Annotated in this window: 23 protein-coding genes; 12 read left to right on the top strand and 11 right to left on the bottom strand. The window is 67.4% G+C overall.

Annotation, left to right across the window (positions count from 1 at the left end):
* Window positions 1-6: 6 nt before the first annotated feature.
* Window positions 7-4845: an NAD-glutamate dehydrogenase gene (locus tag GV161_RS10105; protein WP_152012668.1), complete on the bottom strand. Its 4839-nt coding sequence runs from the start codon at window positions 4843-4845 to the stop codon at window positions 7-9.
* A gap of 223 nt (window positions 4846-5068) precedes the next feature.
* Here GV161_RS10105 and GV161_RS10100 point away from each other — a divergent pair, with 223 nt between their 5' ends.
* A complete protein-coding gene (locus GV161_RS10100) occupies window positions 5069-5617 on the top strand; it encodes a peroxidase-related enzyme (RefSeq protein ID WP_244623919.1) in 549 nt (182 codons plus the stop codon).
* 329 nt (window positions 5618-5946) lie between these two features.
* Complete coding sequence (locus GV161_RS10095; protein ID WP_152012667.1) at window positions 5947-6315, top strand: DUF2794 domain-containing protein; 369 nt, start codon at window positions 5947-5949, stop codon at window positions 6313-6315.
* Between the two features lie 82 nt (window positions 6316-6397).
* Here the strand turns inward: GV161_RS10095 and GV161_RS10090 are convergent, their stop codons facing one another.
* From GV161_RS10090 to GV161_RS10080, 3 genes are all read right to left on the bottom strand, one after another.
* A complete protein-coding gene (locus GV161_RS10090) occupies window positions 6398-7174 on the bottom strand; it encodes a Bax inhibitor-1/YccA family protein (RefSeq protein WP_152012666.1) in 777 nt (258 codons plus the stop codon).
* A gap of 217 nt (window positions 7175-7391) precedes the next feature.
* Window positions 7392-9986 carry an FtsX-like permease family protein gene (locus GV161_RS10085; RefSeq protein WP_152012665.1) on the bottom strand — a complete coding sequence of 865 codons (2595 nt, stop codon included), beginning with the start codon at window positions 9984-9986 and terminating at the stop codon, window positions 7392-7394.
* Window positions 9987-10250: 264 nt separating this feature from the next.
* Window positions 10251-10958 (bottom strand): ABC transporter ATP-binding protein, encoded by a 708-nt coding sequence (locus GV161_RS10080; RefSeq protein ID WP_244623917.1) that lies wholly within the window; start codon window positions 10956-10958, stop codon window positions 10251-10253.
* A gap of 184 nt (window positions 10959-11142) precedes the next feature.
* On the opposite strand from GV161_RS10080, the gene GV161_RS10075 reads away from it, so the two are divergent.
* The 4 genes from GV161_RS10075 to GV161_RS10060 all read left to right on the top strand — a co-directional run bounded on the left by GV161_RS10075 (window position 11143) and on the right by GV161_RS10060 (window position 13839).
* A complete protein-coding gene (locus GV161_RS10075; protein ID WP_244623916.1) occupies window positions 11143-11736 on the top strand; it encodes an arylesterase in 594 nt (197 codons plus the stop codon).
* Between the two features lie 75 nt (window positions 11737-11811).
* Window positions 11812-12867, top strand: coding sequence for an aldo/keto reductase (locus tag GV161_RS10070; protein ID WP_152012662.1), 1056 nt, complete (start codon window positions 11812-11814; stop codon window positions 12865-12867).
* Between the two features lie 88 nt (window positions 12868-12955).
* Window positions 12956-13534 carry an RNA 2',3'-cyclic phosphodiesterase gene (gene thpR, locus GV161_RS10065; RefSeq protein ID WP_152012661.1) on the top strand — a complete coding sequence of 193 codons (579 nt, stop codon included), beginning with the start codon at window positions 12956-12958 and terminating at the stop codon, window positions 13532-13534.
* 2 nt (window positions 13535-13536) lie between these two features.
* Complete coding sequence (locus tag GV161_RS10060) at window positions 13537-13839, top strand: 4a-hydroxytetrahydrobiopterin dehydratase (protein WP_152012660.1); 303 nt, start codon at window positions 13537-13539, stop codon at window positions 13837-13839.
* A gap of 98 nt (window positions 13840-13937) precedes the next feature.
* On the opposite strand, the gene GV161_RS10055 is transcribed toward GV161_RS10060, so the two are convergent.
* From GV161_RS10055 to GV161_RS10045, 3 genes are all read right to left on the bottom strand, one after another.
* Window positions 13938-15125, bottom strand: coding sequence for a GNAT family N-acetyltransferase (locus GV161_RS10055; RefSeq protein WP_159650207.1), 1188 nt, complete (start codon window positions 15123-15125; stop codon window positions 13938-13940).
* 2 nt (window positions 15126-15127) lie between these two features.
* Window positions 15128-15781 (bottom strand): DUF6875 domain-containing protein, encoded by a 654-nt coding sequence (locus tag GV161_RS10050; RefSeq protein ID WP_152012658.1) that lies wholly within the window; start codon window positions 15779-15781, stop codon window positions 15128-15130.
* 93 nt (window positions 15782-15874) lie between these two features.
* Window positions 15875-16618 (bottom strand): RNA pseudouridine synthase, encoded by a 744-nt coding sequence (locus GV161_RS10045; protein WP_152012657.1) that lies wholly within the window; start codon window positions 16616-16618, stop codon window positions 15875-15877.
* A gap of 71 nt (window positions 16619-16689) precedes the next feature.
* Here GV161_RS10045 and ftsY point away from each other — a divergent pair, with 71 nt between their 5' ends.
* Both ftsY and GV161_RS10035 read left to right on the top strand, forming a co-directional pair.
* Window positions 16690-17865 (top strand): signal recognition particle-docking protein FtsY, encoded by a 1176-nt coding sequence (gene ftsY, locus GV161_RS10040; RefSeq protein WP_152012656.1) that lies wholly within the window; start codon window positions 16690-16692, stop codon window positions 17863-17865.
* Window positions 17862-18485: a septation protein A gene (locus tag GV161_RS10035; protein ID WP_152012655.1), complete on the top strand. Its 624-nt coding sequence runs from the start codon at window positions 17862-17864 to the stop codon at window positions 18483-18485. The genes ftsY and GV161_RS10035 overlap by 4 nt, the downstream gene beginning before the upstream one ends.
* A 68-nt stretch (window positions 18486-18553) precedes the next feature.
* Here the strand turns inward: GV161_RS10035 and GV161_RS10030 are convergent, their stop codons facing one another.
* A complete protein-coding gene (locus tag GV161_RS10030; RefSeq protein ID WP_152012654.1) occupies window positions 18554-19339 on the bottom strand; it encodes an SDR family NAD(P)-dependent oxidoreductase in 786 nt (261 codons plus the stop codon).
* Between the two features lie 217 nt (window positions 19340-19556).
* Between GV161_RS10030 and GV161_RS10025 the strand changes: the two genes are divergently transcribed.
* On the top strand, window positions 19557-19892 hold the full coding sequence (locus tag GV161_RS10025) for a YkvA family protein (RefSeq protein WP_152012677.1): 336 nt from the start codon (window positions 19557-19559) through the stop codon (window positions 19890-19892).
* Window positions 19893-19895: 3 nt separating this feature from the next.
* On the opposite strand, the gene GV161_RS10020 is transcribed toward GV161_RS10025, so the two are convergent.
* A complete protein-coding gene (locus GV161_RS10020; RefSeq protein ID WP_152012653.1) occupies window positions 19896-20867 on the bottom strand; it encodes an NADPH:quinone oxidoreductase family protein in 972 nt (323 codons plus the stop codon).
* 296 nt (window positions 20868-21163) lie between these two features.
* Between GV161_RS10020 and GV161_RS10015 the strand changes: the two genes are divergently transcribed.
* The 3 genes from GV161_RS10015 to GV161_RS10005 all read left to right on the top strand — a co-directional run bounded on the left by GV161_RS10015 (window position 21164) and on the right by GV161_RS10005 (window position 23515).
* A complete protein-coding gene (locus GV161_RS10015; RefSeq protein WP_152012652.1) occupies window positions 21164-21718 on the top strand; it encodes a hypothetical protein in 555 nt (184 codons plus the stop codon).
* A 79-nt stretch (window positions 21719-21797) separates the two neighbouring features.
* The gene (gene rlmN / locus GV161_RS10010) at window positions 21798-23018 is read left to right on the top strand and encodes a 23S rRNA (adenine(2503)-C(2))-methyltransferase RlmN (RefSeq protein ID WP_152012651.1); all 1221 of its coding nucleotides are present in this window, start codon (window positions 21798-21800) and stop codon (window positions 23016-23018) included.
* Complete coding sequence (locus GV161_RS10005) at window positions 23018-23515, top strand: hypothetical protein (RefSeq protein WP_152012650.1); 498 nt, start codon at window positions 23018-23020, stop codon at window positions 23513-23515. The genes rlmN and GV161_RS10005 overlap by 1 nt, the downstream gene beginning before the upstream one ends.
* Before the next feature lies 1 nt (window position 23516).
* Here the strand turns inward: GV161_RS10005 and GV161_RS10000 are convergent, their stop codons facing one another.
* Complete coding sequence (locus GV161_RS10000) at window positions 23517-24209, bottom strand: phosphatase PAP2 family protein (RefSeq protein ID WP_152012649.1); 693 nt, start codon at window positions 24207-24209, stop codon at window positions 23517-23519.
* 62 nt (window positions 24210-24271) lie between these two features.
* The gene (gene ggt, locus GV161_RS09995; protein ID WP_152012648.1) at window positions 24272-26032 is read right to left on the bottom strand and encodes a gamma-glutamyltransferase; all 1761 of its coding nucleotides are present in this window, start codon (window positions 26030-26032) and stop codon (window positions 24272-24274) included.
* Window positions 26033-26202: the final 170 nt, after the last annotated feature.

Below are 26202 nucleotides of genomic sequence, written 5' to 3'. Positions count from 1 at the left end.
CCGGCCTCAGCGGCGCGGCAGATCGGCCAGCATGCCGGCCGCCACCATCAGCTTTGGCAGGGAGAGGCCCGACATGGCAATGGCCGAGACGGTGGCGCGGGTGCGTTCGGCATCGGCGCCGCGCTCGGCCAGCCAGTCCTTCAGCGCGTCCGGACCGGACTTGCCGGTGGCGATCTCCTGCGTCAACCCGGCATGGCCATCGGTCAAGGTCTCGACCGCGCGCTGGCGGGCCAGGCGCTCGTAATCGTCGGTGGCTGGCACAGCCGCGGCAGCCGACGTCAGCGTCGAGAAGCCGAAGACCGAATCGGTCCCGAAATGAATCCGGGCGACCTCGACGATGTCGCGCTTGGTCCGGCTGGCGATGTCGACGATGTCCGTCGCCTCGGCAAGCCAGGGCAGGCTGGCGACGCGGGTCGCCAGCGCTTCCGGCACGCCCTCGGCCGTCAGTGCAGCGATGCGGGCATTGCGTGCCTGGGCAGCCGCCTCGGGCAGCAATTCGCCGAGCGCGCCCTCCAGTGCCGCGACGCCCTTGGCATAATGCGCCACGGTCTGCTCGATCGCGCCGGGCTTGGCGACGCCGCGACGCAGGAACCAGCGCATCCGGTCGACGACCAGCTCCTGCGCGGCTGCATAGAGCCCGGTCTGGGTCTTGCCCGGCAGCTTGGCGTCGAGCGCGTCGATGGCGCCGTTCAGCGTGATCAGGTCGAAGGCATCGCGGGCGACGGCATAGGCCGCCGCGATCGCCGGCGCCTCGGCGCGGGTCTGGTCGGCCAGCATCGAGACGATGGCCGGGCCGCCACGGTTGATGATGGCGTTGGCGAGTTGGGTCGCGACGATCTCGCGGCGCAGCCTGTGGCCGGCGATCTCCTTGCCATAGCCCTCGCGCAGCGCCTGCGGGAAGTACCGGACGAGCTCGCTCTTGAGGTAGGGGTCGTCGGGGATCGCCGAATCGAGCAAAGCGTCGTGCAGGGCGAGCTTGGCATAGGCGATGAGCACGGCGAGCTCCGGCCGGGTCAGGCCCTCGCCGCGCTTCTCGCGCTCGATCAGCACCGCGTCGGAGGGCAGGTACTCGACGCCGCGGTCGAGCCGGCCCTCTTCCTCCAGCCGAACCATCAGCCGGCGCAGATGCGGGCTCGCCTGGATGCCCTGCGCCTCGGTCAGCGAGAGCGCCAGCGTCTGCAGGTAGTTGTTGCGCAGGACGAGCAGGCCGACCTCGTCGGTCATCTCAGCGAGCAAAGCGTTGCGCTTCTTCTCGGGCAGGCGGCCGTCGCGAACGGGATCGGCCAGCGCGATCTTGATGTTGACCTCGACGTCGGAGGTGTTGACACCGGCCGAGTTGTCGATCGCATCGGTGTTGAGACGCACGCCGTTGCGGGCTGCCTCGATGCGGCCGCGCTGGGTCGCGCCGAGATTGGCGCCTTCGCCGACCACGCGGGTGCGCAGATCGGAGCCGGTGACGCGGATCGCGTCATTGGCGCGGTCGCCGACCTGGGCGTCGCTCTCGTCGCTGGCGCGGATATAGGTGCCGATGCCGCCGAACCAGAGCAGGTCGACCGGCGCCTTCAGGATCGCGGTCATCAATTCGGCTGGCGTGACCTGCGCCTTGTCGAAGCCGATGGCCTGCCGGATCTCGGGCGAGAGCGCGATACTCTTGGCCTGGCGCGAGAAGATGCCGCCGCCCTTGGAGATCAACGACTTGTCGTAATCGGCCCAGGACGAACGTGGGAGCGCGAAGATGCGCTGGCGCTCGGCCAGGCTCTTGGCCGAATCCGGATCGGGATCGAGGAAAATGTCGCGGTGGTCGAAGGCGGCGATCAGCTTGATCGCCGGCGAGAGCAGCATGCCGTTGCCGAAGACGTCGCCGGACATGTCGCCGACGCCCGCCACGGTGAAGGGGGTGGTCTGGATGTCGACGTCGATCTCGCGGAAATGGCGCTTCACCGCTTCCCAGGCGCCGCGGGCGGTGATGCCCATGCCCTTGTGGTCGTAGCCCTGCGAGCCGCCCGAGGCGAAGGCGTCGCCGAGCCAGTGATGCTTCTCGGCCGAGAGCGCATTGGCCGTGTCGGAGAAGGTCGCGGTGCCCTTGTCGGCGGCGACGACGAGATAGGGATCGTCGCCGTCATGGCGGACGGTGTCGGGCGGCGGCAGGATCTTCTCGCCGTCGAGATTGTCGGTGAGCTCGAGCAGGGTGCGAATGAAGATGCGGTAGCTCTCGGTGCCTTCGGCGAGCCAGGCAGCGCGGTCGGAGGCCGGCGGCAATTGCTTGGGCACGAAGCCGCCCTTGGCGCCGACCGGGACGATGACGGCGTTCTTGACCTGCTGGGCCTTGACCAGCCCGAGCACCTCGGTGCGGAAATCCTGCGGCCGGTCCGACCAGCGCAGGCCGCCGCGGGCGACCTTGCCGAAGCGCATATGAATGCCCTCGACGCGTGGCGAATAGACGAAGATCTCGTAGAGCGGCCGCGGCAACGGCATGCCGTCGACCTGGCCGGAGGCGAGCTTGAACGAGATCGTGCTGCGCGGGTGCCCGTCAGGCCCGATCTGGAAGAAATTGGTGCGCAGCGTCGCGTCGATCAGATTGACGAAGCGGCGCAGGATGCGGTCCTCGTCGAGGCTGGTGACGTCGGCGAGCGCGGCTTCGATGCGCTCGCGCTCGGCCTTCACCTGCTCGGCGCGCTTCTTCTCGGTGAGATGCGGATCGAACTTGGCGACGAATAGCTTCACCAGGCCGGTGGCGATGCCGGAATGGCGGGTCAGCGCGTCGGCGATGTAGTCCTGTGCATAGGGTGCGCCGACCTGGCGCAGATAGCGGCCGAGCGCCCGGAGCAGCGCAGCTTCGCGCCAGGCGAGGCCGGCGGCGAGGACGAGCTGGTCGAAGCGGTCGGATTCGGTGAGGCCGCGGAACTGCGCCATCAGCGCCGCCTCGATCGTCGGATCGAGGTTCTCGATGTCGATCTCGCCGCCGCTGGCGCGCTCCAGCGTCATGTCGTGCAGCCAGACGCGGCTGTCGGCGCTGCCCCCGCCGTTCTGCTGCGGCGTGATGTTGAAGGTGCGCTCGTTGACGACGCGGAAGCCCATGTTCTCCAGCATCGGCACGCGCTCGGAGAGCGAGATCGCGGCGCCGCGCGAGAACAACTTGAGATTGGCTCTGGTTGGCCCGTCGCCGTCGCGGCGATAGAGATTGACGGCGCGCGGGCGCTCATCCGACAGCTTCTGCAGCATGTCGATGTCGACCAGCGCGTCCTCTGCGGAATAACGCTCGCGATAGGCGGCGCCGAAGGCCTCGGCATAGCGCTCGGCGAGGGAACGGGCGGCGGGGCCGGCCTTCTCAGCATCGAGCGCGTCCTTGAGGCCGTCGCTCCAGGTGCGGACGATTGCGGCGATGCCGGCTTCCAGCGTGTTGCGGTCGATCTTGGGCGTGCGGCCCTCGTCGCGGCCGATGATGTAGTGGGTGCGGGCGAGTGGCCCCTCCGGATAGGCCGGATAGCCGGCCGAGACGCGGCCCTGGTAGACGCGGGCGAGGAATTCGCCGACGCGGCGGCGCACCGTGGTGTCGTAGCGGTCCTTCGGGATGAAGACGAGCGCCGAGACGAAGCGGTCGAACTCGTCGGCACGGGCGAGCGCACGGATACGCGGCCGCTCGGTCAATTGCATGATGTCGAGGGCGAAGCGCTCCAGCGTCTCGACGTCGATCTGGAAGAGCTCATCGCGCGGGAAGGCATCGAGCACGTTGTAGAGGGCGCGGCCGGAATAGCTCGATGGGTCGAAGCCGGTGCTCTTGAGCACGCGCGCGACCTTGAGGCGCAGATAGGGGATGGCACGGGCGCTGCCGGTATAGGCGTTCGAGGTGAGCAGGCCGACGATGCGCAATTCGCCGTCGAGCCGACCGTCAGGCGTGAATAATTTCACACCGACATAGTCGAGATGGACGCGGCGATGGACGCGGCTCTTGACGTTGGCCTTGGTGATGATCAGCGCCTGGGGCTTGGCCAGGAAGGCGCGGATCTCCGGCGTCATCACCACCAGCTCGCGATTCTTGCGCAGCACCCGGACATCCGGGTCGCGCAGGATGCCGAGGCCGGAGGAATCGACAGGGTCGGCGGCGGTGTCGCCACCGGCGAAGCGATAGGCGCGCACGCCGAGCAGGGTGAAATTGTCGCTGGCGATCCATTCGAGGAAATTCAGGGCCTCGGCGACCTCGTCCTCGGGCAGCGGCGGCGGATTGGCGCGATAGGACTGGATCACCTCGGTGATTCGCCCGCGCATCGCGGCCCAGTCGTCGACGGCGAGGCCGACATCGACATAGACGCGGGCAAGGCCGGCGGCGAGCCGCTCGCGGGCCTCGGCGGTGTCGATCCGGTCGAGATGGATATGGATCAGGCTCTCGCGGCGCGTGCCCTCGACCGCACGGCCCGAGGCCTCGCCGGCGAGCGACTGGAAGGTGCCGTCATCCTTGCGCACCACGGCGAGGATGGGATGGGCGACGAGCCGAGGCTCGTAGCCCTGCTCGGCGAGCTCGGCGAGGGTCGAATCGAGCAGGAACGGCTTGTTGTCGTTGACGACCTCGAGGATGGTGATCTGGCGCTCGCGCCCATCCTCCTTCACGGCCTCGTCGCGGAAGCGCAGATTGGGCTCGCCGGGCTTGCGGTTGCCGGTCAGGTGAGCGTAGGCGGCGTCGGCGGCGCGAGCCAGGAACTCCGGCGGCAACGCGACGAGATCCTCGGCGACGGTTCGGCCATAGAGCAGCTTGGGGAAGTCCGCGGGCATCGCCGAACCGAGCTCATGGGCAGCTGCCTCGATCGCGGTGACGGCTGCAGCCGTAGCATTCGCTTCGCGCTTGGCCATAGTCTTCTTCCCCCTGCTATTTTGCCGAAGCGATGACATAGCTCACCGGCCGCTGCAACTTTCGTCGGATGCCAGCAGCCAGATTGCACCAATATGGCGCGGACACGGCAGCTTGTGCCCGATCCGCGCGGATATCAGCGTAAGGAATGCAGAGATGACGAAGAAGCATGACAAAGCGATGGTGGGTGAGCAGCCTGCGAAGCAGGACGCGCCGCCTGCCGTGATGGCGCTCTCTCTGCCGCGAGCCGAGCTTTCCGAGCCGATGCAGGCCTATTTCGCCAAATGCGAGGAAAAGCTCGGCTATATCCCGAACGTCCTGGCCGCCTATTCCCATGACGACGCCAAGCTCCAGGCCTTCGCCAGCTTCTACAATGATCTGATGCTGGCCCCGTCCGGCCTATCGAAGCTGGAGCGCGAGATGATCGCGGTCGCAGTCTCCAGCGTGAACCGCTGCTATTACTGCCTGACCGCGCATGGCCAGGCGGTGCGCCAGCTCTCGGGCGACCCCGTGCTCGGCGAGATGATGGTGATGAACTACCGCGCCGCTCAGCTCTCGCGGCGCCACCGCGCCATGCTCGACTTCTCGGTGAAGCTGACGGAAGAGCCGCACAAGATCGAGGAGGAGGATCGGCAGGTCCTGCGCGCCGCCGGCTTCGGCGAGCGCGACATCTGGGACATCGGGGCGGTCGCCGCCTTCTTCAACATGTCGAACCGAATCGCCTCGGCTGTCGATATGCGGCCCAATCCCGACTATCACGGCGCGTCGCGGTAAGGATCCCGGCCAAAAGAAAACGGCCGGCGGAGACCGCCAGCCGTGAGTTGGCTTCGACTCGTTGGCCCGGCCCGCCGCAGCGCCGGAGGGGCTGGGGGGCTGACGTGTCCGGAACCGGACAGGCCGGGCCGCCGAAGCAACGAATCGGAGTTGAGCCCCGCAACGGGGCGCTCGCTTGGCGCAAGCGCGGCAAAATCATGGCAATCGCCCTGGAGCCGGAGAAGGATGCCGGGCCAGTCATCAATCTGTCTTGCGGCGCCCTTGCCAGCGCTGGAGGGCGGGCGCATCATCCCTGGCCGGGTAACGGCCGGCGATGAACAGGAGGCGCGATGAGTGAAAGCGAAACTCCGCCAGGTCAGCGAGTGGGCGCTGTCGTCACCTTTCCGGCTGCTGCCGCGCCCTCCTCTGTGACCTTCGATCGCCGTGAGCTGAACGAGCTGCTCAACCTTTATGGCCGCATGGTCGCGGCTGGCGAGTGGCGCGATTACGCCATCGATTTCCTGCGCAACAAGGCACAGTTCTCGGTTTTTCGCCGCACGGCCGAGGTCCCACTCTACCGGATCGTCAAGGACCCGTCGCTGGCGCGGCGGCAGGGTACCTATTCGGTGGTGACCGCGACCGGGCTGATCCTGAAGCGCGGAGCCGAACTGAGCCGGGTGCTCAAGGTGCTCGACAAGCGGTTGAGCGTGGTGAGCTGAGATCGCCACACATGGGCTTGGCCCCAAAAGAAAAACCCCGGCCTTGCGGCCGGGGTTTCGTGTTTTCAGGCTGTTGCCCTGATCACTCCTGGCGCGAGCCGAAGAGCGAGAGCAGCATCTGGAACATGTTGACGAAGTTCAGGTAGAGCGACAGGGCGCCGTTCACCGAGAGCTTCGCGGCCGACTCGGAGTCCATGTCCGAGTACAGGTACATTTCCTTCAGGCGCTGCGTATCCCAGGCGGTCAGGCCGGCGAAGACCAGCACGCCGATCACCGAGATGGCGAAGGACAGAGCGCTCGAGGCCAGGAAGATGTTGACCACCGAGGCGATCACCAGGCCGATTAGGCCCATGATCAGGAACGAGCCGATGCCCGACAGCGACTTCTTCGTAGTGTAGCCGAACAGGCTGAGGCCAGCGAAGGAGGCCGCGGTGATGAAGAACACCTTGGCGATCGATTCACCGGTGAAGACCACGAAGATCGACGACAGCGAGATGCCCATCACCGCCGCGAAGGCGAAGAACATGGCGCGCGCGGTCGACGAGCTCATGCTCTCGGCCTTGAACGAGAAGAAGAAGATGAAGGCCAGCGGCGCCAGCATCACCACCCACTTCAGCGGGCTGAGGTACAGCGCCTGGCCGAGCGGCGTCAGCGCGGTGACCTTGCCCGAGGGCGAGTAGCCGGCGATCGCCAGCATCGAGATGCCGATCGCCATCAGGCCGGTGATGGCCAGGCCGATGCTCATGTTGTTGTAGACGCCGAGCATGAACGAGCGCAGGCCCTGGTCCATCTCGACGGCGCTGGTCTGCTGGGCGCGGCCGGTGCCCCAGACCTGAGCGTTGCGGTCGAAATCGCTCATGGAGAGAGTTCCCCTTGAAACTTTGCCTGGCGGACATCGCCCTTGCGACACCCACCGCCGCGCACCAACGTGGCGACATCGCGAAATATGAGGGGGATCGTGCAGGCTTACAAGGGGGCCGCATGGTTAGCGGGGCGCTCGGCATAGAAATTCGTCGCCCAGTCGATGCAACATTACGCTCTGTTCATGTTTATGTCCGACCGACTTGAGTCAGACCTCATAAATTCCTCAGATGAGAAGCGGGCGCTTTCGACAGTATCTGCAGCGTTCCGATCAATCCGAACACGACGGTGACCACGATGGCTGCAGTCGCAGCGATAATAGCGCCTGTCGGATCAGGGACGAAATCTATCTTCATCACTTGCGTGACGACCCCCCAGCCCGCGGCGGCACCTGCCAGAAGCCCGAAGAGGGCGGACACGACACCGATGCCTGCGTATTCGAGGATGTACGACGAAAGTATGAAGCGGCGAGTCGCGCCGAGCGTCTTCAGGATCATCGCGTCATAGAGCCGCGCCCTCTGTCCGGCCGCCAGAGCACCGGCCAGCACCAGCAAGCTCGCGCTGATGGCGAGGCCGGAGGCGCCGCGAATCGCACCGGCGAGCTGGCCGACGATGGTGTTGACCGCCTCCAGCGCGTCCTTGACCCGAACCGCCGTCACCGCCGGGAAGGCGATGGCGAGCTGACGCATCAGCGCGGCGTCGCTGGCCGCGGGCGTCGCGCCCTTGTCGGTGACGGTGGCGAGGTTGGTGTGCGGCGCGCCGGCGAAGGTGTTCGGCGAGAACACCATGACGAAGTTGATGCCGAGCGAGCGCCATTCGATGTCGCGGAAATTGGCGATGCGCGCGCTGATGTTGCGGCCGAGCACGTTGACGGTCAGCTTGTCGCCGAGCTTGAGGCCGAGCCCCTCGACGGCGCGGGCATCGAAGGAGACCAGCGGCTCGCCGCGATAGTTCTCCGGCCACCACTCGCCCGAGGCGAGCCTGGAGGCCTCGGGCATGGCGGTCGAATAGGTGATGCCGCGGTCGCCCTCGAGCACCCAGGCCATCTGCTCGCTCGCCTTGATCTGCTCGGCCGGGACGTCGTTCACGCTGACGATGCGGCCGCGCATCATCGGCACGCGCTCGACATGGGCGCCGGGGCGCTGCTCGGCGAGGAAGCGATCGAAGGCGGCGGCCTGGGCGTTGGGGATGTCGAGGAAGAAGAAACTCGGCGCCTTCTGCGGCATGGACTGGGTCAGTTGCCGGCGCAGGCTGACGTCGATGAAGGCGAGCGTCGAGAGCAGGGCGACGCCCAGGCCCAGCGACAGCACCAGCGACTGGGTCAGCGCGCCCGGCCGATAGGTGTTGGCGAGCGCCATGCGCAATGCCGGCCGCTTCGGACGCCCGGCCCGGCGGGCCAGTGCCATCAGGCCCCAGGCGATCAGCCGCAGCAGCAGAAAGATGCCGGCGGCGGCGCCGATATAGATCAGCGCGATGCGCCGATCATAGGCGAAGACGAGCGCGACGCCGACGAGGCCGGCAAGCGCGGCCAGGAAGATCGCCCGATAGAACCAGCGCGGCTGGCGCCGATCGGGTTCGATCTGGTCGCGGAACAGCGCCGAGACAGGAACGTCATGGGCGCGGCCGAGCGGGATGATGGCGAACACCAGCGCCGTCAGCAGCCCGTAGAGCGCGGCGATGGCGAGTTCGACCGGAGCGAGCGTTGGCTCGAATGGCAGCGGCAGGATGTCGGCAAGCATATAGCCAAGCGCGAAAGGCGCGGCAGCGCCGAGCGCGAGCCCAATCGCGATGCCGAAGCCGGCGACGAGCATGACCTCGGTCAGATGGATGGCAACGACCCGGCCGCCGGTGGCGCCGATCGCCTTCAGCGTGGCGAAGTCGAGCCGCTTGGCCTCGACGAAGCGGCGCACCGCATTGGCGACGCCGACACCGCCGACCAGGAGCGCGGTCAGTCCGACCAGGGTCAGGAATTGGGTGAAGCGCTCGATATTGCGTTGGAAATTCGGGGCGGCGTTGGCGCGCGAGCGGACTTCCCAGCCCGCATTCGGCTGTTCGCGCGTCGCGCTGGCGAGGAGGGTCTCGAGCGCGGCATCGGTATTGGCGCCATCGGGCAAGATGGCCCGAGCGGTCCAGCGCACCAGGCTGCCGGGCTGCAGCAGCTCGGACGCCCGCAGCGCGTCCTGCGAGAGGATCAGGCGCGGGCCGAAGCCGACGCCGGCGGCGATCTTGTCGGGCTCGGAGGTCAGGCTGGCACGCAATTGCACCCGCGCCGAGCCGATCAGCACGGTGTCGCCGGGCTTGAGGTCGAGCCGGCCGAACAGGACGGGATCGGCGATGCCGCCATAGGCGCCGTCGCGCAAGGCAAGCAGATCGGCCGCCGGCTGGGCGGGATCGGTGCGTAGTTCGCCGATGCTGGGATAGGAGCCATCGACAGCCTTGAGCTCGACCAGGGCCGCGCCCTTCTCGCCGGCATTGGCCATGCTGCGCAGGGTCGCGATGGTCGAGACCCGGCCATGGCGGGCGAGGAAGGCGTGTTCCTCGGCGGTCGGCTCGCGGTGGATCAGGCTGAAGGCGGCATCGCCGCCGAGTATGCGCCGGCCCTCGCGGCCGAGGCCTTCGCTCAGGCCGCGCGAGGCCGAGGACACCGCGGCGATCGCCATGACGCCGAGCGCCAGGCAGGCGATGAAGACGCCGAAGCCGCGCAGGCCGCCGCGCAGATCGCGCCAGGCGAGGCGCAAGGCGAGCTTCAGGCCGGCCGGGCGGCGCGCTGGAGTAGAGGGGGAAGCTGAGGGTTTGACGGGGGCGTGCATCTTAGAGGCTGTTATGGACTCTGGCGTGGATTTGACGCTGGCGATTTTGCGCGAATGCAAGGAGTTCGAGGACGCAAACCTTCCGGTTTGCTACGAAGAACGACACGGCAGTCGCGCAAAAGCGCCGCGCCCTGCGGGTGAGGTGAAAACGACGGAGCTGCAGCGTCGCATCGCTTGCCGATACGAATGTATCGGCGGCGCAATGCTCCTCCCATCTCCGCCGTTTTGACCTCATCAAATCCACGCCAGAGTCCATAACAGCCTCTAAATCGCCAGCGCCTCGGTGCCGGCCTCGGTCTCGATCCGCCCGGCACGCAGGCGGACGGTGCGGTCGCAGCTGCCGGCGAGCGAGAGATCATGGGTGACCAGCACGAGAGTGGCGCCGCGCTCGCGCCGGAGCGCGAAGATCAGGTCGACGATCGAGCGGCCAGTGCTCTCGTCGAGATTTCCGGTCGGCTCGTCGGCGACGAGGATCGCCGGGTCGGGCGCAACGGCGCGGGCGATGGCGACCCGCTGCTGCTCGCCGCCGGAAAGCTGGGCCGGGTAGTGATCCATGCGCTCGCCGAGGCCGACATTGCGCAGTTCGGCCGCGGCGCGCTCGAAAGCGTCGTCCGCGCCGGCGAGCTCCAGCGGCAGGGCGACGTTCTCGCGGGCGGTCATCGTCGGCACGAGATGGAAGGACTGGAAGACGATGCCGATATGCCGGCCGCGGAAGAGGGCGAGCAAGTCCTCACCGAGCGCGCCGAAATCCTGGCCAGCGACCTTCACCAGCCCGGAATCGGGCCGCTCCAGCCCGGCCATGGTCATCAGCAGCGTCGACTTGCCGGAGCCAGACGGGCCGACGAGGCCGGTGGCCTGCCCTTGCGGAATCGCCAGCGAGACGCCCTTGAGGATATGGACGCGGGCGGCGCCGCGCCCCAGACTGAGCTCGACATCGCGCAGTTCGATCACCGCCGGGGTTCCTTCGCTCACCGCCATGTTTCCGCTTTCATCCCATCCGATGTCGCCGCTTCGACCGCCATTCCGAGCCGAAGGGATCCGAACCGCCATGCGTCGCGCCGCCAACCGATATGGGCGCTTACTGTCACGAATCCAGCTGCCGCCGCGCATTTGGGCGGTGATGCTGCTCGTCTTCGCCAGCCTGGGTTCTTTTTCGATGAACAGCTCCACCTTCGCCCAGACCAAGCCTCTCAAGCTGGTGGCGCTCGGCGACAGTTTGAGCGCCGGCTATAATCTGCCCGGCAGCGCCGCCTTCCCGACGGTGCTGGAGAAGATGCTGCGCGACAAGGGGATTTCGGTCGAGATCGCCAATGCCGGCGTCTCCGGCGACACCTCGCAGGGCGGGCTGGAGCGGCTCGACTGGTCGGTGCCCGACGGGACCGATGGCGTCATCCTCGAGCTCGGCGCCAATGACGCCCTGCGCGGGGTCGATCCGGCGCTGACCGAGAAGTCACTTGACGCGATCGTGACCGGATTGAAGGCGCGTGGCATTCCGGTCCTCCTCGCCGGCATGTATGCGCCGCGCAGCAATGGCCCCGACTACGTCGCCCGCTTCGACGCGATCTATCCGAAGCTTGCCGAAAAACATGGGCTCATCCTCTATCCCTTCTTTCTGGACGGGATCGCCGGGGACCGGGTATTGAACCAGCCCGACATGCTGCATCCGACGGCTGAAGGCGTGCGCGTCATCGCGCAGCGCATCCTGCCGACGGTGGAGCGGTTCCTCGCCTCCCTGCGCCCGCGCTCCTGAGCCAGGGTGCATCCTGCCATCACCCTCGTCATGCGCGGCGCGTTTCCGGTGCGTCCGCCTCCGGAGCCTTTCGCCATGGACCACCGCCGTCTCGGCCGCACCGATCTCAAGGTCTCGGCGATCTGCCTGGGCACGATGACCTTCGGCCAGCAGAACACGCAGGCCGAGGGCCATGCGCAGATGGACTACGCGCTCGACCAGGGCGTGAATTTTTTCGACACGGCCGAACTCTATTCGATTCCGCCGAAGCCGGAGACGCAAGGAGCGACCGAGACGATCATCGGCAGCTGGTTCAAGGCGCGCGGCAATCGCGACAAGGTGATCCTGGCGTCCAAGATCGTTGGCCGCTCCAGCAATGACTGGTTCCGCGACGACAAGGGCCCGACCCGGGTCAACCGCAGGCAGATCGAGGAAGCCGTCGACAAGAGCCTGAAGCGGCTGCAGACCGACTATATCGACCTCTACCAGATTCATTTCCCCGACCGGCCGATGCAATGGGGCTCGAACCCGACGCGCTTCAACCAGGCTGCATTTACGAAAGCCGAGGACGAGACACCGTTCGCCGAGCAGCTCGACGCCTTCACCGCCATGGTCAAGGCCGGCAAGATCCGCCATCTCGGCCTCTCGAATGAGAGCGCCTGGGGCACGATGAGCTTCCTCGCCGCGGCGAAGGATGGCGATCGATCCCGTGTCCAGTCGATCCAGAACGCCTACAATCTCCTGAACCGCACCTTCGAGACGGCGCTGGCCGAGATCGCCATGCGCGAAGAGGTCGGGCTGCTCGCCTATTCGCCGCTCGGCCAGGGCTATCTCACCGGCAAGTACCTGGATGGCGCCCGGCCCGCCGGGGCGCGCTCGACACTGTTCGATCGTGGCCAGCGCTACGAGACCGCCGGCGCAGAAGAGGCGATCAAGGCCTATGTCGGGCTCGCGCGCGAGGCCGGGCTCGACCCGGCCCAGATGGCGCTGGCCTTCGTGACCTCGCGCTGCTTCGTCACCTCGAACATCATCGGGGCGACCAGCATGGAGCAGCTCAGGACGGCGATCGGCTCCGCTTCGGTGACGATCTCACCGGAGCTGGAAGCGAAGATCGACGCGATCCATCAGCGGGTCGGCAACCCCTGTCCATGACGGGAAAGCAGAGCCGACTTGTGAACCGCGGCTGACGATGCGAGGCTGCCGTCTCGCCAGAGTCACAAATGCTTGGCACTGATTCGTCATGCCTAGGCTGTTCACCGCGCTAGAGATTCCCGCCGAGGTCGCCTCGACCCTGACGCTGCATCGCGGCGGATTGGTCGGCGCCCGCTGGATCGAGGCCGCCGACTACCACATCACCTTGCGCTTCCTGGGTGATGTCGATCGGCGCATGGCCCATGACGTCGACAGCTTCCTCAACGATGTCGGCGGCGAGCCGCTGACGATCACGCTCGATCAGCTCGGCAGCTTCGGTGGCGATCGGCCGCGCGCCGTGTTCGCTCGTGTCCAGCCCTCGCCGAAGCTCAATGAGCTGCAGGCAGAGCTGGAGCGATTGATGCGGCGGCTCGGCCTGCCGGCCGAATCACGCAAGTTCACGCCGCATGTGACGCTGGCGCGCTTGCGGGACGTCTCGCCGGCCGACGTCGCGCATTACCTCGCTCTGCATCCGATCGTGCGACCGATCAGCTTCATGGCGCGGCGCCTGGCGCTGATGTCGTCGCGCGATTCGATCGGCGGCGGCCCCTATGTGCTGGAGGCGGCCTATCCGCTCGGCCTGCACTATCCGAACCGCCCACTCGGCGCGCTTTCGCAGCGGAGGTAACATTGGGACATGACCGCCCGAAGCGCCTGAGTCCGGAGGCCCGCAAGGAGGCATTGTCGGTCCTGACCGGCTGGACGCTGGTCGAAGGCCGCGAGGCGATGAGCAAGCGCTTCGTCTTCCGCGACTTCAACGAGGCCTTCGGCTGGATGAGCCGAGTGGCGCTGCTCGCCGAGAAGCTCGATCATCACCCGGAATGGTCGAACGTCTACAAGACCGTCGTGGTGACGCTGTCGACCCATGATGCCGGTGGCCTGACTGAGCTCGACGTCAGGCTGGCGCGCGCCATGGACGCGATGGCGAGCTAGAGCAATTCCGTAATTCTCCGAATCGCGGAGTTGCTCCAGGCCTTTGTTTTATCGCATTTTCTTCACGCGAACCGGTATCCACTTCGCTCGAAAATGCTCTAGCTCCCGGACCCCGCAAAGCGTTGCACCCAGCCTGCCGGCAGGCGCTTGACGATCGCCTTCAACGTCGGCCGCAGCTGCGGCAGCGCGAGGTCGCAGGCGAGCTGCCCGCGCCAGCTCAGGGGCACCGTGAAGTCACGGACCGGCACGGCCCCATCAGCGTGCTCACGCTTGTAAGGGTCGGCGGGCGCCAGGAGATCGAAGATCGCGTTGCCGCGCGCCCTGGCGCTGGCGAAAGCGTGGTGGATCAGCACCCGCCCGAGACCTTCGCGCTCGAAGGCGAGGTCGCTGGCGATGACATGGCCGAAGCTGCGGCCCTTGCAATCGAAGGACAGATCGATTCCGACCGGGCGATCGTCGCAGGTGACGACCGAGAGACGCAGCCCCGTATCCTCGTTCGGTTCGGCGGCCAGGGCTGCGAAGAAGCGCCCGAAGCGCAGGTTCGAGACCGCGGGGGCAACGATGCCATGCTGGGCGAGCGAGTCGCGCTTCATCGCCACCGCCTGCTCGGCCAGCGCTCCCGCCTCGGGACCGGGCTCCTGATGAGCGAAGACGATCTCGCCGCGCTCGGCGAGCCGGCGAAGGCGGCGGCGATAATTCGAGCGGTCGCGCGCCGGGTAGGCGAGGCTCGGTCCGTCCGGCGCAACGCGCAAGGCGAGGTCGGCGAATGGCGCTTCCTGGCTCACCACTGGGGCGACCAGCGCGAGCCGGCCGCAATGGGCAAGTGCCGCGTCGGCACGGACAAGCCGCAATTCGACGAGGTCGATCCCGTGCCGGCGCAGTGCTTCCCAGCCGCGCTCCAGCCAGTGCTCGCGTCGCGGGCCTGGCTCGACGAGGATATCGCCGAACTGGGCCACCGGCGCACCCATCAGGCGCACCAGCTCGAGACCGAGGCGGCGCCGGCGCTCAAGCGGCCAGAGCATGACCAGGCGGTCGGACTCGCGGCCCACGACCAGGCAGAGGCGATCGCCGGCAGGCAGATAGTGATCGCACCAGTGCCGCAGGAAGGCATGGCGCTGGAAGAGCTGCTGCGGCAGGCCGGCGCGGGCGAAAAGCGCGTCCCATTCGGGTTTCAGGGCGAGGAAAGCGTCGCGGCCGGTCAGGATCTCGACGGAGAAGCTCGCCGCCACCGCATCGCCGGGCGAGGGCGATCCTTCCGTGTCCCGGCGCATGGACTTGGCGGGCATGCTCATTCCTGGCCGCGGAGGTGATCGATCAGGCGCTTGGCCCCCGCCAGGCGGAACTTCGCGAGATAGGGGGCGAGCAACAGCGGATGCCGGGCGGCGAAGGGCGCATCGTGCTCGACCATGTGACGGATGGCGAGGACCGGCAGGGGGGCCCGCAAGGGCCGGAAATCGCGGTTCCACAAGCCCGGCGCTTCGGAAGCCTCGTACATGAGCCCGATCATCCGGCCGCGCGCGAGCGAATAGACCTTATGCCGCTTCTGGACGCGCTGCAGCATCGCGACGCCGCGTTCATCGCTGCAGTTCGGGAAGCCGACGATGACCGTGCGGAAATGCACCATGCCGGGCTTGCAGGGGATGGCGTCGAGCGCGCCGAAGCTGCCGTGGATCAAAGCGAAGGCGCGCTCCTCCTCGTCGGGGCCGGCGGTGCAGATGGCGAGCCGCGCCGTGTTGATGCGTGCAGCCTGGCGGGTGAAGGGGCAGACGGCGCCGGTGCGGCCGAGATCGGGATGCTCGCGCATCAGATAGCTCTCGACCCAGCCCAAAAGCGTAGCGAGCGCGGCATTCGCCCCGGCATCAGCCGCGATGTCGGCCCGCGCCTGCGCGAAGGTCAGCAGCGCATCGCGCGCTTCCGCCACTCTCGCCACCTTGTCCAGCATGAAAAGCCCCGCGGTCTCTGCAACCGGGGATAGCAGGAACGCCTTAGAGAATGGTTGACGAGGTCTTGTCGCAAGCCATCGCGGCGTTAGGGTTTAGGAAAGCTTATCGCCGCCAGGCCAGCCGCAGGCCGCGAGCGCCGCGTACATATGCGGTGGCGGCGGGGCGACGATCGTCACCGGATCGCGCTTCGGATTGAGCGGAATCGAGATGCTTTGTGCATGCAGGTGCAGGCCCGGACCGGCATCGCGCGGCGCCGTGCCGTAGATTTCGTCACCGTGGATCGGCCCGAAGCTGGCGGCGCAGTGCACACGCAATTGGTGGGTGCGGCCGGTCAGCGGCTCAAGCGCCAGCCAGGCGATGGCCGTGCCGTCGACATGGCCGCGGCCGAGCACGCGGTAGCGTGTCTGCGAAGGCAGGCCTTCGGGGTCTGGTTTCATCCACCAGCCGCGCTCGGGCGAGCGCTTGCCTAGGGGCAGGTCGATCAACCCCGCATCCTCGGCGGGTTCGCCCTCGACGACCGCCCAGTAGATTTTCTCGATGCGGCCATCGCGGAAGAGCTGGTTGAGCTGCGCCATGGCGCGCGGGTGCCGACCGAGCACGAGGCAGCCGGAAGTGTCCTTGTCGAGCCGGTGCGCCGCCTCGGGCCGGCGTGGCAGGCCAAAGCGCAGGGCGTCGAGATGGTCGGTCAGCACCGGGATGATGCGGCCTTTCGCCGCCGGGCCGCGATGCACCGGAAGTCCCGCCGGCTTGTCGATGACGAGCATCATCGCGTCGCGATGCAGCAACGCGAAGGGCAGGTCGTCCTGCGAAAGGACTGGTCGCTCGGGCGTGGTCATGGCATTGCGCTAAACAAGGCCGCGAGGCCATGCAACCTGAAGCGTTGCCGCGCATCGCGGCAGGACGGGCGATGAGCGAGACCGAACCGAAGAAACGCGGCTTCTTCTCGAAGCTGTTCGGGCTGGACCAACCGGAGCCGTCACGGCCGCCGGAACCGGCGCCCGCTCCCCTGTCCGAGCCGCCGGCCGGGCCCGTGGCCGAGATCGTACCCGAAGCCGAGCCGGCCGCACCGGCTGCGCCAGAAATCCTGCTCAGCGAGGACGCGCCGCTGCCGGTCACGCCACCGGAGCCGCAGCCTCAGCCTGAACCGGTCCAGCCCAAGCGGAGCTGGTGGCGCCGCCTGCGCGACGGCCTGTCGCGGACGTCCTCGGCGCTGACGACCGGGATCAGCGACCTCTTCACCAAGCGCAAGCTCGACGCCGGGACGCTTGAGGACCTGGAAGACATCCTGATCCAGGCCGACCTCGGCCTTGCGACCTCGGCTCGGATCGCCAAGGCGGTCGGCGAAGGTCGCTATGACAAGCAGATCGAGCCGGAGGAGGTGAAGGCGATCCTGGCGCGTGAGGTCGAGGCGATTCTGACCCCGGTCGCCACCCCGCTTGCGATCGACGCCACCAAAAAGCCGTTCGTGATCCTGATGGTCGGGGTCAACGGCTCGGGCAAGACGACGACGATCGGCAAGCTCGCGGCCAAGTTCCGGGCCGAAGGCAAGTCGGTGATGCTGGCGGCGGGCGACACCTTCCGTGCGGCGGCGATCGAACAGCTCAAGGTCTGGGGCGAGCGGACGGGCGCGCAGGTCGTTTCCGGTCAGCAGGGCGCCGATTCGGCCGGACTCGCCTTCGAGGCCCTGCAGAAGGCCAAGGCCGAGGGCACCGACGTGCTGCTGATCGACACGGCCGGGAGGCTGCAGAACAAGACGGGGTTGATGGACGAGCTGGCCAAGGTGGTGCGGGTGATCCGCAAGCTGGATCCGCAGACGCCGCATGCGGCGCTGCTCGTGCTCGACGCCACCGTCGGCCAGAACGCGGTCAGCCAGGTCGAAGCCTTCCGCGAAACCGCCGGCGTCACCGGACTGGTGATGACCAAGCTCGACGGCACGGCGCGCGGCGGCATCCTCGTGGCCTTGGCGGCGCAGTTCGGCCTGCCCGTGCATTTCATCGGCGTCGGCGAGAGTGTCGACGACCTCGAACCATTCTCGGCGCGTGATTTCGCCCGCGCCGTGGCAGGGCTGGGAGAAGCGGCATGAGTGGGACGGCGGCGAGCCCGAGCGCGGCAAAACCGATCAATCCGCTGCTCAAGCTCGCGCTCGAATTCGGGCCGCTGGCGATTTTCTTCTTCGTCAATTCCTATGGCGATCGCTGGTTCGGCGTCGCCGAGGACCGGCGCATCTTCGTCGCGACCGGCGTCTTCATCGCGGCGTCGCTGATCGCGCTGGCGCTGTCGAAGATCGTGATGAACCATCTGCCGCGCATGGCGATCGTCAATGCCGTGGTGGTGACGGTCTTCGGCGGTTTGACGCTGGCGCTCGACGACGCCTTCTTCATCAAGGTCAAGCCGACGATCGTGAACACGTTGTTCGGCTGCATCCTGCTCGGCGGGCTCTATTTCGGCCGCTCGCTGCTGGCGCTGGTGCTCGACAGCGTGCTGCAGCTCGACGAGGAAGGCTGGCGCAAGCTCACCCTGCGCTGGGGCCTGTTCTTCTTCGTGCTGGCGGCGCTGAACGAGGTGGTCTGGCGCACGCAGACGCAGGATTTCTGGGTCGCGTTCAAGGTCTGGGGCGTGATGCCGCTGACCATGATCTTCGCGCTCGCCCAGACGCCATTGATCCTCAAGCACGAGATCAAGCGGCCGGAAAGTGCTGAGTAAAGTGCTTCCGCGCTGTCATTCCGGGTTCACCGCTACGCGGCGCCTCGGAATGACAGCGCGGAGGGGCCTTACTTCGGTGCCAGCCGGATCGCGCCGTCGAGGCGGATCGCGGTGCCGTTCAGCATGTCGTTCTCGACGATGCTCTTGACCAAAGCGGCATATTCCGAGGCCCGGCCGAGGCGCGAGGGGTGCGGCACCGAGACGGCGAGCGAGGCGCGGGCGTCGTCCGGCAGGCCGGCGAACATCGGCGTCTCGAACAGGCCGGGCATGATCGTAACGATGCGGATGCCGACGCCGGCAAGGTCGCGCGCGACCGGCAGGGTCAGGCCGACGACGCCTGCCTTGGAGGCGGCATAGGCGGCCTGGCCGATCTGGCCGTCTTCGGCGGCGACGGACGCCGTGCAGACGAAGACGCCGCGGCTGCCATCCTCGGTGATCGGATCGAGCGCGGCGAGCGCCACCGCCGATTTGGCGATCAGGCGGAAGGTGCCGGTCAGGTTGATCGCGACCGCCTTCTCGAAAGTGGCGAGGTCGTGGGCGACGAGCTCGCCGGTGTCGCGCTTTTTCGAGACGACGCGGCGGCCAGGGGCGATGCCGGCGCAGTTGACGACGATGCGGGCGACGCCATGGGCGGCGCGCGCCTTCTTCAGGGCGGCGTCGACCGATTCTTCGCTGGTGACGTCGCAGGCGCAGAACAGGCCGCCGATCTCCCTGGCGACGTCCTCGCCGCGCTCGGCATTCAGGTCGAACAGCGCGACCTTGACGCCATGGCTGGCGAGCATGCGCGCCGTGCCCTCGCCGAGGCCGGAAGCGCCGCCGGTGACGATGGCGGCGATGGAGGAGTCGAGCTTCATGGCGTCCCTCGCGTCTTTTGACATTGCTGCATGGGGTTTAGAGGCGCGATGCTCGGCATCCAAGAGGGTTCGACGTGCGATTCTGAGTCGGTCCCTTGTGCAGCCCTTCATGCGGGGCCACATTTCTGCGTCGACGGCGGGCTAGAGATCTGGCGCGCCAAGGGAGAGAGGAATGAGCGACAGCTTCGGCTTCGGACAGCGTTTCACCGCGGAAGAAATGGCGTCGATCCGCAAGAGCCTGCGCGACGAGGCACGCTTCGGCTCCGAGTTCATCGGGCGGCTGAAGCGGGTGGTAAAGCGCATCCCCTTCGCCGAGGATCTGCTCGCCGCTTGGGTGTGCACACGCGATCCCTCGACGCCGCGGCGGGTCAAGCTGACGCTGCTGGCGGCGCTCGGCTATTTCGTGCTGCCGCTCGATGCGATCCCCGATGTGATGCCGCTGCTCGGCTTCACCGACGATGCCGCGGTGATCGCGGCGGCTCTCGCCGCCGTCGCCGGCTCGATCACGCAGCAACATCGCGACAAGGCCAGGGAGATGCTGGCCGATCTCTGACGTTTACGGCGTCAGCACGACCTTGCCCTGGACCTTGCGCTCGGCGATCAGCGCGAGCGCTTCCGCCGCCTGCTCGAGCGGATAGGCGCCATGGACATGGGCGCGGATCTTGCCGGCGGCGGCCCAGGCGAGCAGGCGCTCCATATTGGCGCGGTGGCCGGCCGGATCGCGCCGGACGAAGTCGCCCCAGAAGACGCCGCGCAGGTCGCATCCCTTCAGCAGCAAGAGGTTGAGCGGGATCTTCGGGATCTCGCCGCCGGCAAAGCCGACGACGAGATAGCGCCCGCCCCAACCCATCGACCTTAGCGCCGGTTCGGCGAGTTCGCCGCCGACCGTGTCGTAGAGCGCGTCGAGACCATTGGGAACAAGACGCCGCAAGCCAGCCCGGAGGTCGTCGGCGGCATAGTCCAGCCCCTCCTGCGCGCCATGCTCGCGGGCGAGGGCGAGTTTGTCCGGCGAGGAAGCGCAGGCGATCACCTTGGCACCGAGCAGGGCGCCGATCTCGACCGCGGCGAGGCCGGCACCGCCCGCGGCGCCGAGAATGGCGAGCGTCTCGCCCGGCTTGATCTCACCGCGCTGGATCAACCCGTGCATGGCGGTGCCATAGGTGACGAAAAGGCCGGCGGCCTGGTGATCGCTCAGCTTGTCGGGAATCTGGATCGCGGCCTCAGTCGGAACGACGACGATCTCGCGGGCCGCGCCATGGCCGAGCCAGGCGGCGACGCGCTCGCCGACCCGCCAATCCGTGACGCCGTCGCCGACGGCGCTGACCACGCCGGCGCATTCGGCCGAGGGCGAGAAGGGCAGCGGCGGCTTCACCTGGTAGCGGCCCTGGATCACCAGAGTGTCGAAGAAGTTGAGCGCCGCGGCCTTGACCCGGATCGCGATCTCGCCGGGGCCTGGCTCCGGTTCAGGCAGATCGCGGATCACCAGGGTCTCGGCCGGTCCGAGGGCTTCGCAGAGCAGCGCCTTCATCGATCCTTCATCCCGTCCGGCCGTTTCTCTCGCATCTGCACAAGGCTGGCACAGCTCGAAGCCGAACGGAACCGGGTGCGGGCTTACCCTAAACTATTGAAGGAGAAGGCGTCGTCCGGCTGGTGTACCTGCGGCGGGCGTTCGCATTTTCGCCAGGATCGTGACATTCTATCCGTCGCGCTGCGATAGTCCGGATCGCCGATCCCGCGCATTCTCCATTCGGCGTTAACGTTTTTGTTGGTTACTGGCGATCCATGATTCGCATTTCGGCTCCCTCTTCCGCCCGCCGCCCGGCCTTGGCCGCTGCCTTGCTCGGCCTGGCGGCCCTGACCTTTGCGGTCGCCCCGGCACAGGCCCAGCGCGCCGGCAGCAAGCCAGCGCCGGCCAAGACGGCTGCGGCCGGAGGGCAGGGCCAAGCACTGCTGCTCGAAACCGCCGGCAAATGGCAGGCCTTCTCGTCGCAGCAAGGCCGCACGAAGATCTGCTACGCTTTGTCCAAGGCCGAGACCCGCACGCCGGCCAATCTCAAGGACGTCGAAGGTCTGCTGTTCATCTCCAGCCGCCCGGGTGAGGGCGTGCGCAACGAAATCAGCCTGGTGATGAATTTCGACCTCAAGGAAGATGTCGAGCATCAGGCGATCATCGGCGCCGAGCGCTTCGCGCTGGTCGCCAAGGGCCAGAATGTCTGGCTGAAGAATCCGGCCGAGGAAGGCCGCATGCTCGATGCGCTGCGCAAAGGGGCGGGCCTCGAGATCAAGGGCACCTCGAAGCGCGGCAATGCGACCAGCGACAAGTATTCGCTCGCCGGCATCTCGCAGATCGTCAAGCGGGCCGAGGACGCCTGCAAATAGGCCGATTTCGCGATAGGCCGCTCTCGTGCTATGAGGCGGCCAATTCCGGGCGAGATCGCCCGTTGCGAGCCGAGTTCCGATGAATCTCTCTGTTGCTGAAGCCGCCTCTCCGGCGGCCGTACCTGTTATGCGGCCTTCATTGGCTGGGCGCACGCGCGCCGGTCTGGATGCGGCCTTGGCCGAGATCGGCATTTCCGAGAAGGAACGGCGCATGCGCGTCGGCCAGCTCTGGAACTGGATCTACCATTTTGGCGTCCGCGACTTTGCGGAGATGACGACGATCGGCAAGGGTCTGCGCGCCCAGCTCGCCGAGCATTTCACGCTCGACCTGCCGGAGGTCACTGCCGAGCAGGTCTCCAGCGACGGCACCCGCAAATGGCTGCTGCGCATGGCGCCAACCGGCCCGCGCGACCGCGGCGCCGAGATCGAATGCGTCTACATTCCCGAGGTCGACCGCGGTACGCTCTGCGTCTCCAGCCAGGTCGGCTGCACGCTGACCTGCACCTTCTGCCATACCGGCACGCAGCGGCTCGTCCGCAACCTGACGACTGAAGAGATCGTCACGCAGTTGATGGTCGCACGCGACCGGCTCGGCGATTTCCCCAACCGCAGCGCGCCTGACGGCGCCTTCGTTCCCAATGATGGCGGGCGCTTCGTCTCGAACATCGTCTTCATGGGCATGGGTGAGCCGCTCTACAATTTCGATGGCGTGCGCGATGCGATCGGCGTGATCACCGACGATCAGGGCCTGTCGCTCGGCCGCCGGCGCATCACCGTCTCGACTTCGGGCGTGGTGCCGCAGATTGGCCCGCTCGGCGACGAGATGGGCACGATGCTGGCGATCTCACTCCATGCCGTGCGCGACGAGCTGCGCAACGAGCTGGTGCCGCTCAACAAGAAGTATCCGATCAAGGACCTGCTCGACGCCTGCCGGAACTATCCTGGCCTGTCGAACGCCAAGCGGATCACCTTCGAGTACGTCATGCTCAAGGGCGTCAACGACAGCGATGCCGAGGCGCGCGAGCTGGTGCGCCTGCTCAAGGGCATCCCGGCCAAGATCAACCTGATCCCGTTCAACCCCTGGCCCGGCACGAAATACGAGTGCTCGGACTGGGAGCGGATCGAGCGCTTCTCCGAGATCGTGTTCAAGGCAGGCTATGCCTCGCCGGTGCGCACGCCGCGCGGGCGCGACATCCTCGCCGCCTGCGGTCAGCTCAAGAGCGAGACCGAGAAGCTCTCGGCCCGAGCCCGGCTGATGCTGGAGCAAGGCGAAGCCGACGCTGCGACGGCGGCGCATTGATGCTGCGCTGGCTGCTGCTGATCCCGTTCGCGCTGCTGTTTGCGATCGGCTCGGGCCTGGTCGCGCTGATGATCGCCGGCGTCGCCTCGCCAGATCTTGGCCTGCTGATCGGCGGCGGCTTCGATCGCTTGTTGTCGGCGCTGTTCGATCAGGCCGAGCGCGGCTTCGATCCCGGCCCGACAGCCGAGGCGGCGTTCGCGCTGCTCGGCCGGCTCGGCTTCGCCATCCTGGTGCTGCCGGTGGTGCTGGTCGCGATCGGCTCCGAGCTCTTCCGATTCCGCAGCGGGCTGATCCAGAGCGGCCTCACCGGCCTTTTGGCGGCGATCCTGCCGCTCGCCATGCTGGGCATGACCAGGACGCCGAGTGCCGGCGAGATGCAGGTCGTGTCGGCGCTCTTCCTGGTCGGGGCCGCCACTGGCTTCGTCTACTGGCTGATCGCCGGGCGCGGGGCGGGTGGCGAAAAGGCTAACCGCCCCGATCTGCCGCGGCGGGGCTAGCTCAGAGCCCGAGCACCTTGCGCAGCTCGGTGCGGGCGGCGGCGTACTCGGCCCGGAAATCCGGCTGTTCCATGATCCTGATGGCGATGACGCTGCCGGCGATGCGGCCGGCCTCGATGTCGGCGCGGAAATGGATGCCGCCGACGATGCGGTTCTCGCCATAGGCCCAGGCGCGGGCCATGATCTCCGCCCGCTTCTCCGGCACCATGTTCGACAGCACGATACCCATCAGCGTGCCGACCGTGGTGTGGCCGGACGGGTAGGCACCCGAATTCGACAGCTTGACCACCGGCTTGACGAGCGGGCTGTACTGATGCGGGCGCGGGCGCTTCCAGCTGTCCTTGGCGGGGTCGACGACGGCGCCTTCGGTCGCGACGACGCGGTCGAAGAAGGCCGAGAGTGTCGGCAGCGCCTCCGGCTTGAAGGCCGGACCCATCACCTCCGAGAAGCGCCAGACATCCTCGACCACGTCGGCTTGCGCCTGCGCTTCCATCTGCTGGGTGCGGGTGACCTGGATGGTCAGCACCTCGGCGAGCTCGGCCCTGGTCTGGGCGGAGTCATTCGCCGGCGGTGGTTTCAGCAGGGTGAGGAGGTCGATGGTCTCGGCGGTAGCGAAGGGCTTGCCCTCGCCGGCCCAGGCCGGGGCGACGAGAAGAAGCGCTGCGGTCAGCAGGGCGGAGGCGGTGATGCGCATGGCGGCGATCCCTAGGGGTGGGGCCGGCACCCAGCGCCCGTCCTATGACAGGCTGATGAAGCTCAATCGCCGATCGCCACACCCTCACGCCGCCCGTCGGCGCCGCCGAGATAGCCTTCCGGCGTCTTGACGATCGCCTGGATGCCGGAGGTCATGTCGATCAAGCGGACCTCATGGCCTTTGGCCTCAAGCGCAGTTTTCCAGGCTTCGGCTTCGCTGCCTTTTTCCAGCTCGGTCGGGCCGTTGCGGTTGCCGAAATTGGCGAGGTCGACGGCACGCTGCGGATCCATCTTCCAGTCGAGCAAGGCGACCAGCGTCTTGGCGACGTAGCCGACGATCTGGCTGCCGCCGGGCGAGCCGGTGACGGCATAGAGCCGGCCGAAGGCGTCGAAGACGATGGTAGGCGCCATCGAGGAGCGCGGGCGCTTGCCGGGCTCGACCCGGTTGGCGACCGGCTTGCCGTCCTCCGACGGCGCGAAGGAGAAATCGGTCAATTCGTTGTTGAGCAGGAAGCCGCCCTTGGTCATCAGGCGCGAGCCGAAACCGTCCTCGATCGTCGTCGTCATCGAGACCGCGTTGCCGGCGGCATCGATCACCGAGATGTGGCTGGTGCCGTTCTCGACGCCCTCGGATGGTGCGAACAGGAAGGCGCGCTTGTTCGGCGGGGTGCCGGCGCTGGCCTTGCCCATTGCCTTGTCAGGGCTGATCAGCCTGGCCCGCTCGCGGATGTAGTCCTCGTCGATCAGGCCATTGGTCGGGACGCTGACGAAGGCGGGATCGCCGAGATAGAGCGCCCGGTCGGCGAAGGCGAGCTTGCCGGCCTCGGCGAACATATGCGTGGCCTCTGCTCCGGCGCCGAGACGGGCGATGTCCTTGGTCTCCAGCATGCCCAGGATCTGCTGCACGGCGACGGCACCCGAGCTCGGCGGGCCCATGCCGCAGAGCGTATAGGCGCGATAGCGGCCGCAGAGCGGGGCGCGCTCCTCGACCTTGTAGGCGGCAAGGTCGTCTAACGTCATATCGCCGGGATTGCTGGTGTGGCCGGTCACCGTCGCGACGATGTCTTCGGCGATCGCGCCTTCGTAGAAAGCGTCGGCACCGCGGCCGGCGATGGCGCGGAGCGTCGCTGCGAAGGCCGGGTTCTTCAGGATGGTGCCGACCGGCTTGGGTTTGCCGTCGGCCTCGTAGAAATAGGCGGCGGCGCGGGCGTCCTTGCCGAGGTTCATTTCCTGGGCGAGGAGGCCGTTGAGGCGCGGTGAGATGGCAAAGCCCTCATCGGCCAACCTGATCGCCGGGGCGAAGACCTCGGCCCAGGGCAGCTTGCCCCAGCGCTTATGGGCTTCTTCGAGCAGCCGGACCGTGCCGGGCACGCCGACCGAGCGGCCACCGACCACGGCGTCGACGAATTTCATCGGCTTGCCGTCGGCGCCGAGGAAACGCTCCGGCCTTGCCGCCTTCGGTGCGGTCTCGCGGCCATCGAGCGTGGTCATCTGGCGGCCAGCCTCGTCCCAATAGACGAAGAAGGCGCCGCCGCCGATGCCAGAGCTCTGTGGCTCGACCAGGTTGAGCACGAGCTGGATCGCGATCGCGGCATCGGTGGCGCTGCCGCCGGCCCGCAGCATCTCGCGCCCGGCCGCGGCGGCGAGCGGGTTGGCCGCTGCGGCCATATAGCGCTGCGCCGTGCCGAGCGTCTTGGCGGTGCGGCCGGTGGCGGCTTCGGGCGCAGGCGCCATGGTCTGGGCCGGGGCTGCGGTTGCAGCGGCGAGCCAGAGGCCGAGAGCGATGATCGAGTGGGTACCGAATGCGGACGATGTATGCGGCATGGTCCTGTCCTCTTCGATTGCCGTGCAGACTAGCGTGCTTCCCGGTTTGCGCGCCATGCTTGCGGCGCTGGTTTGATCTGCCGGGCGGCGCGGCTATGGTCGGCCTTAGATTTGCTCTGCCTAAGCCGAAGGGGTTCGTTATGGTGCTCACGCAGTTTCCGGCAATTCGC

It is taken from the genome of Bosea sp. 29B, assembly GCF_902506165.1.
Lineage (GTDB): Bacteria > Pseudomonadota > Alphaproteobacteria > Rhizobiales > Beijerinckiaceae > Allobosea.
This window is presented reverse-complemented; position numbering and strand designations above follow the sequence as displayed.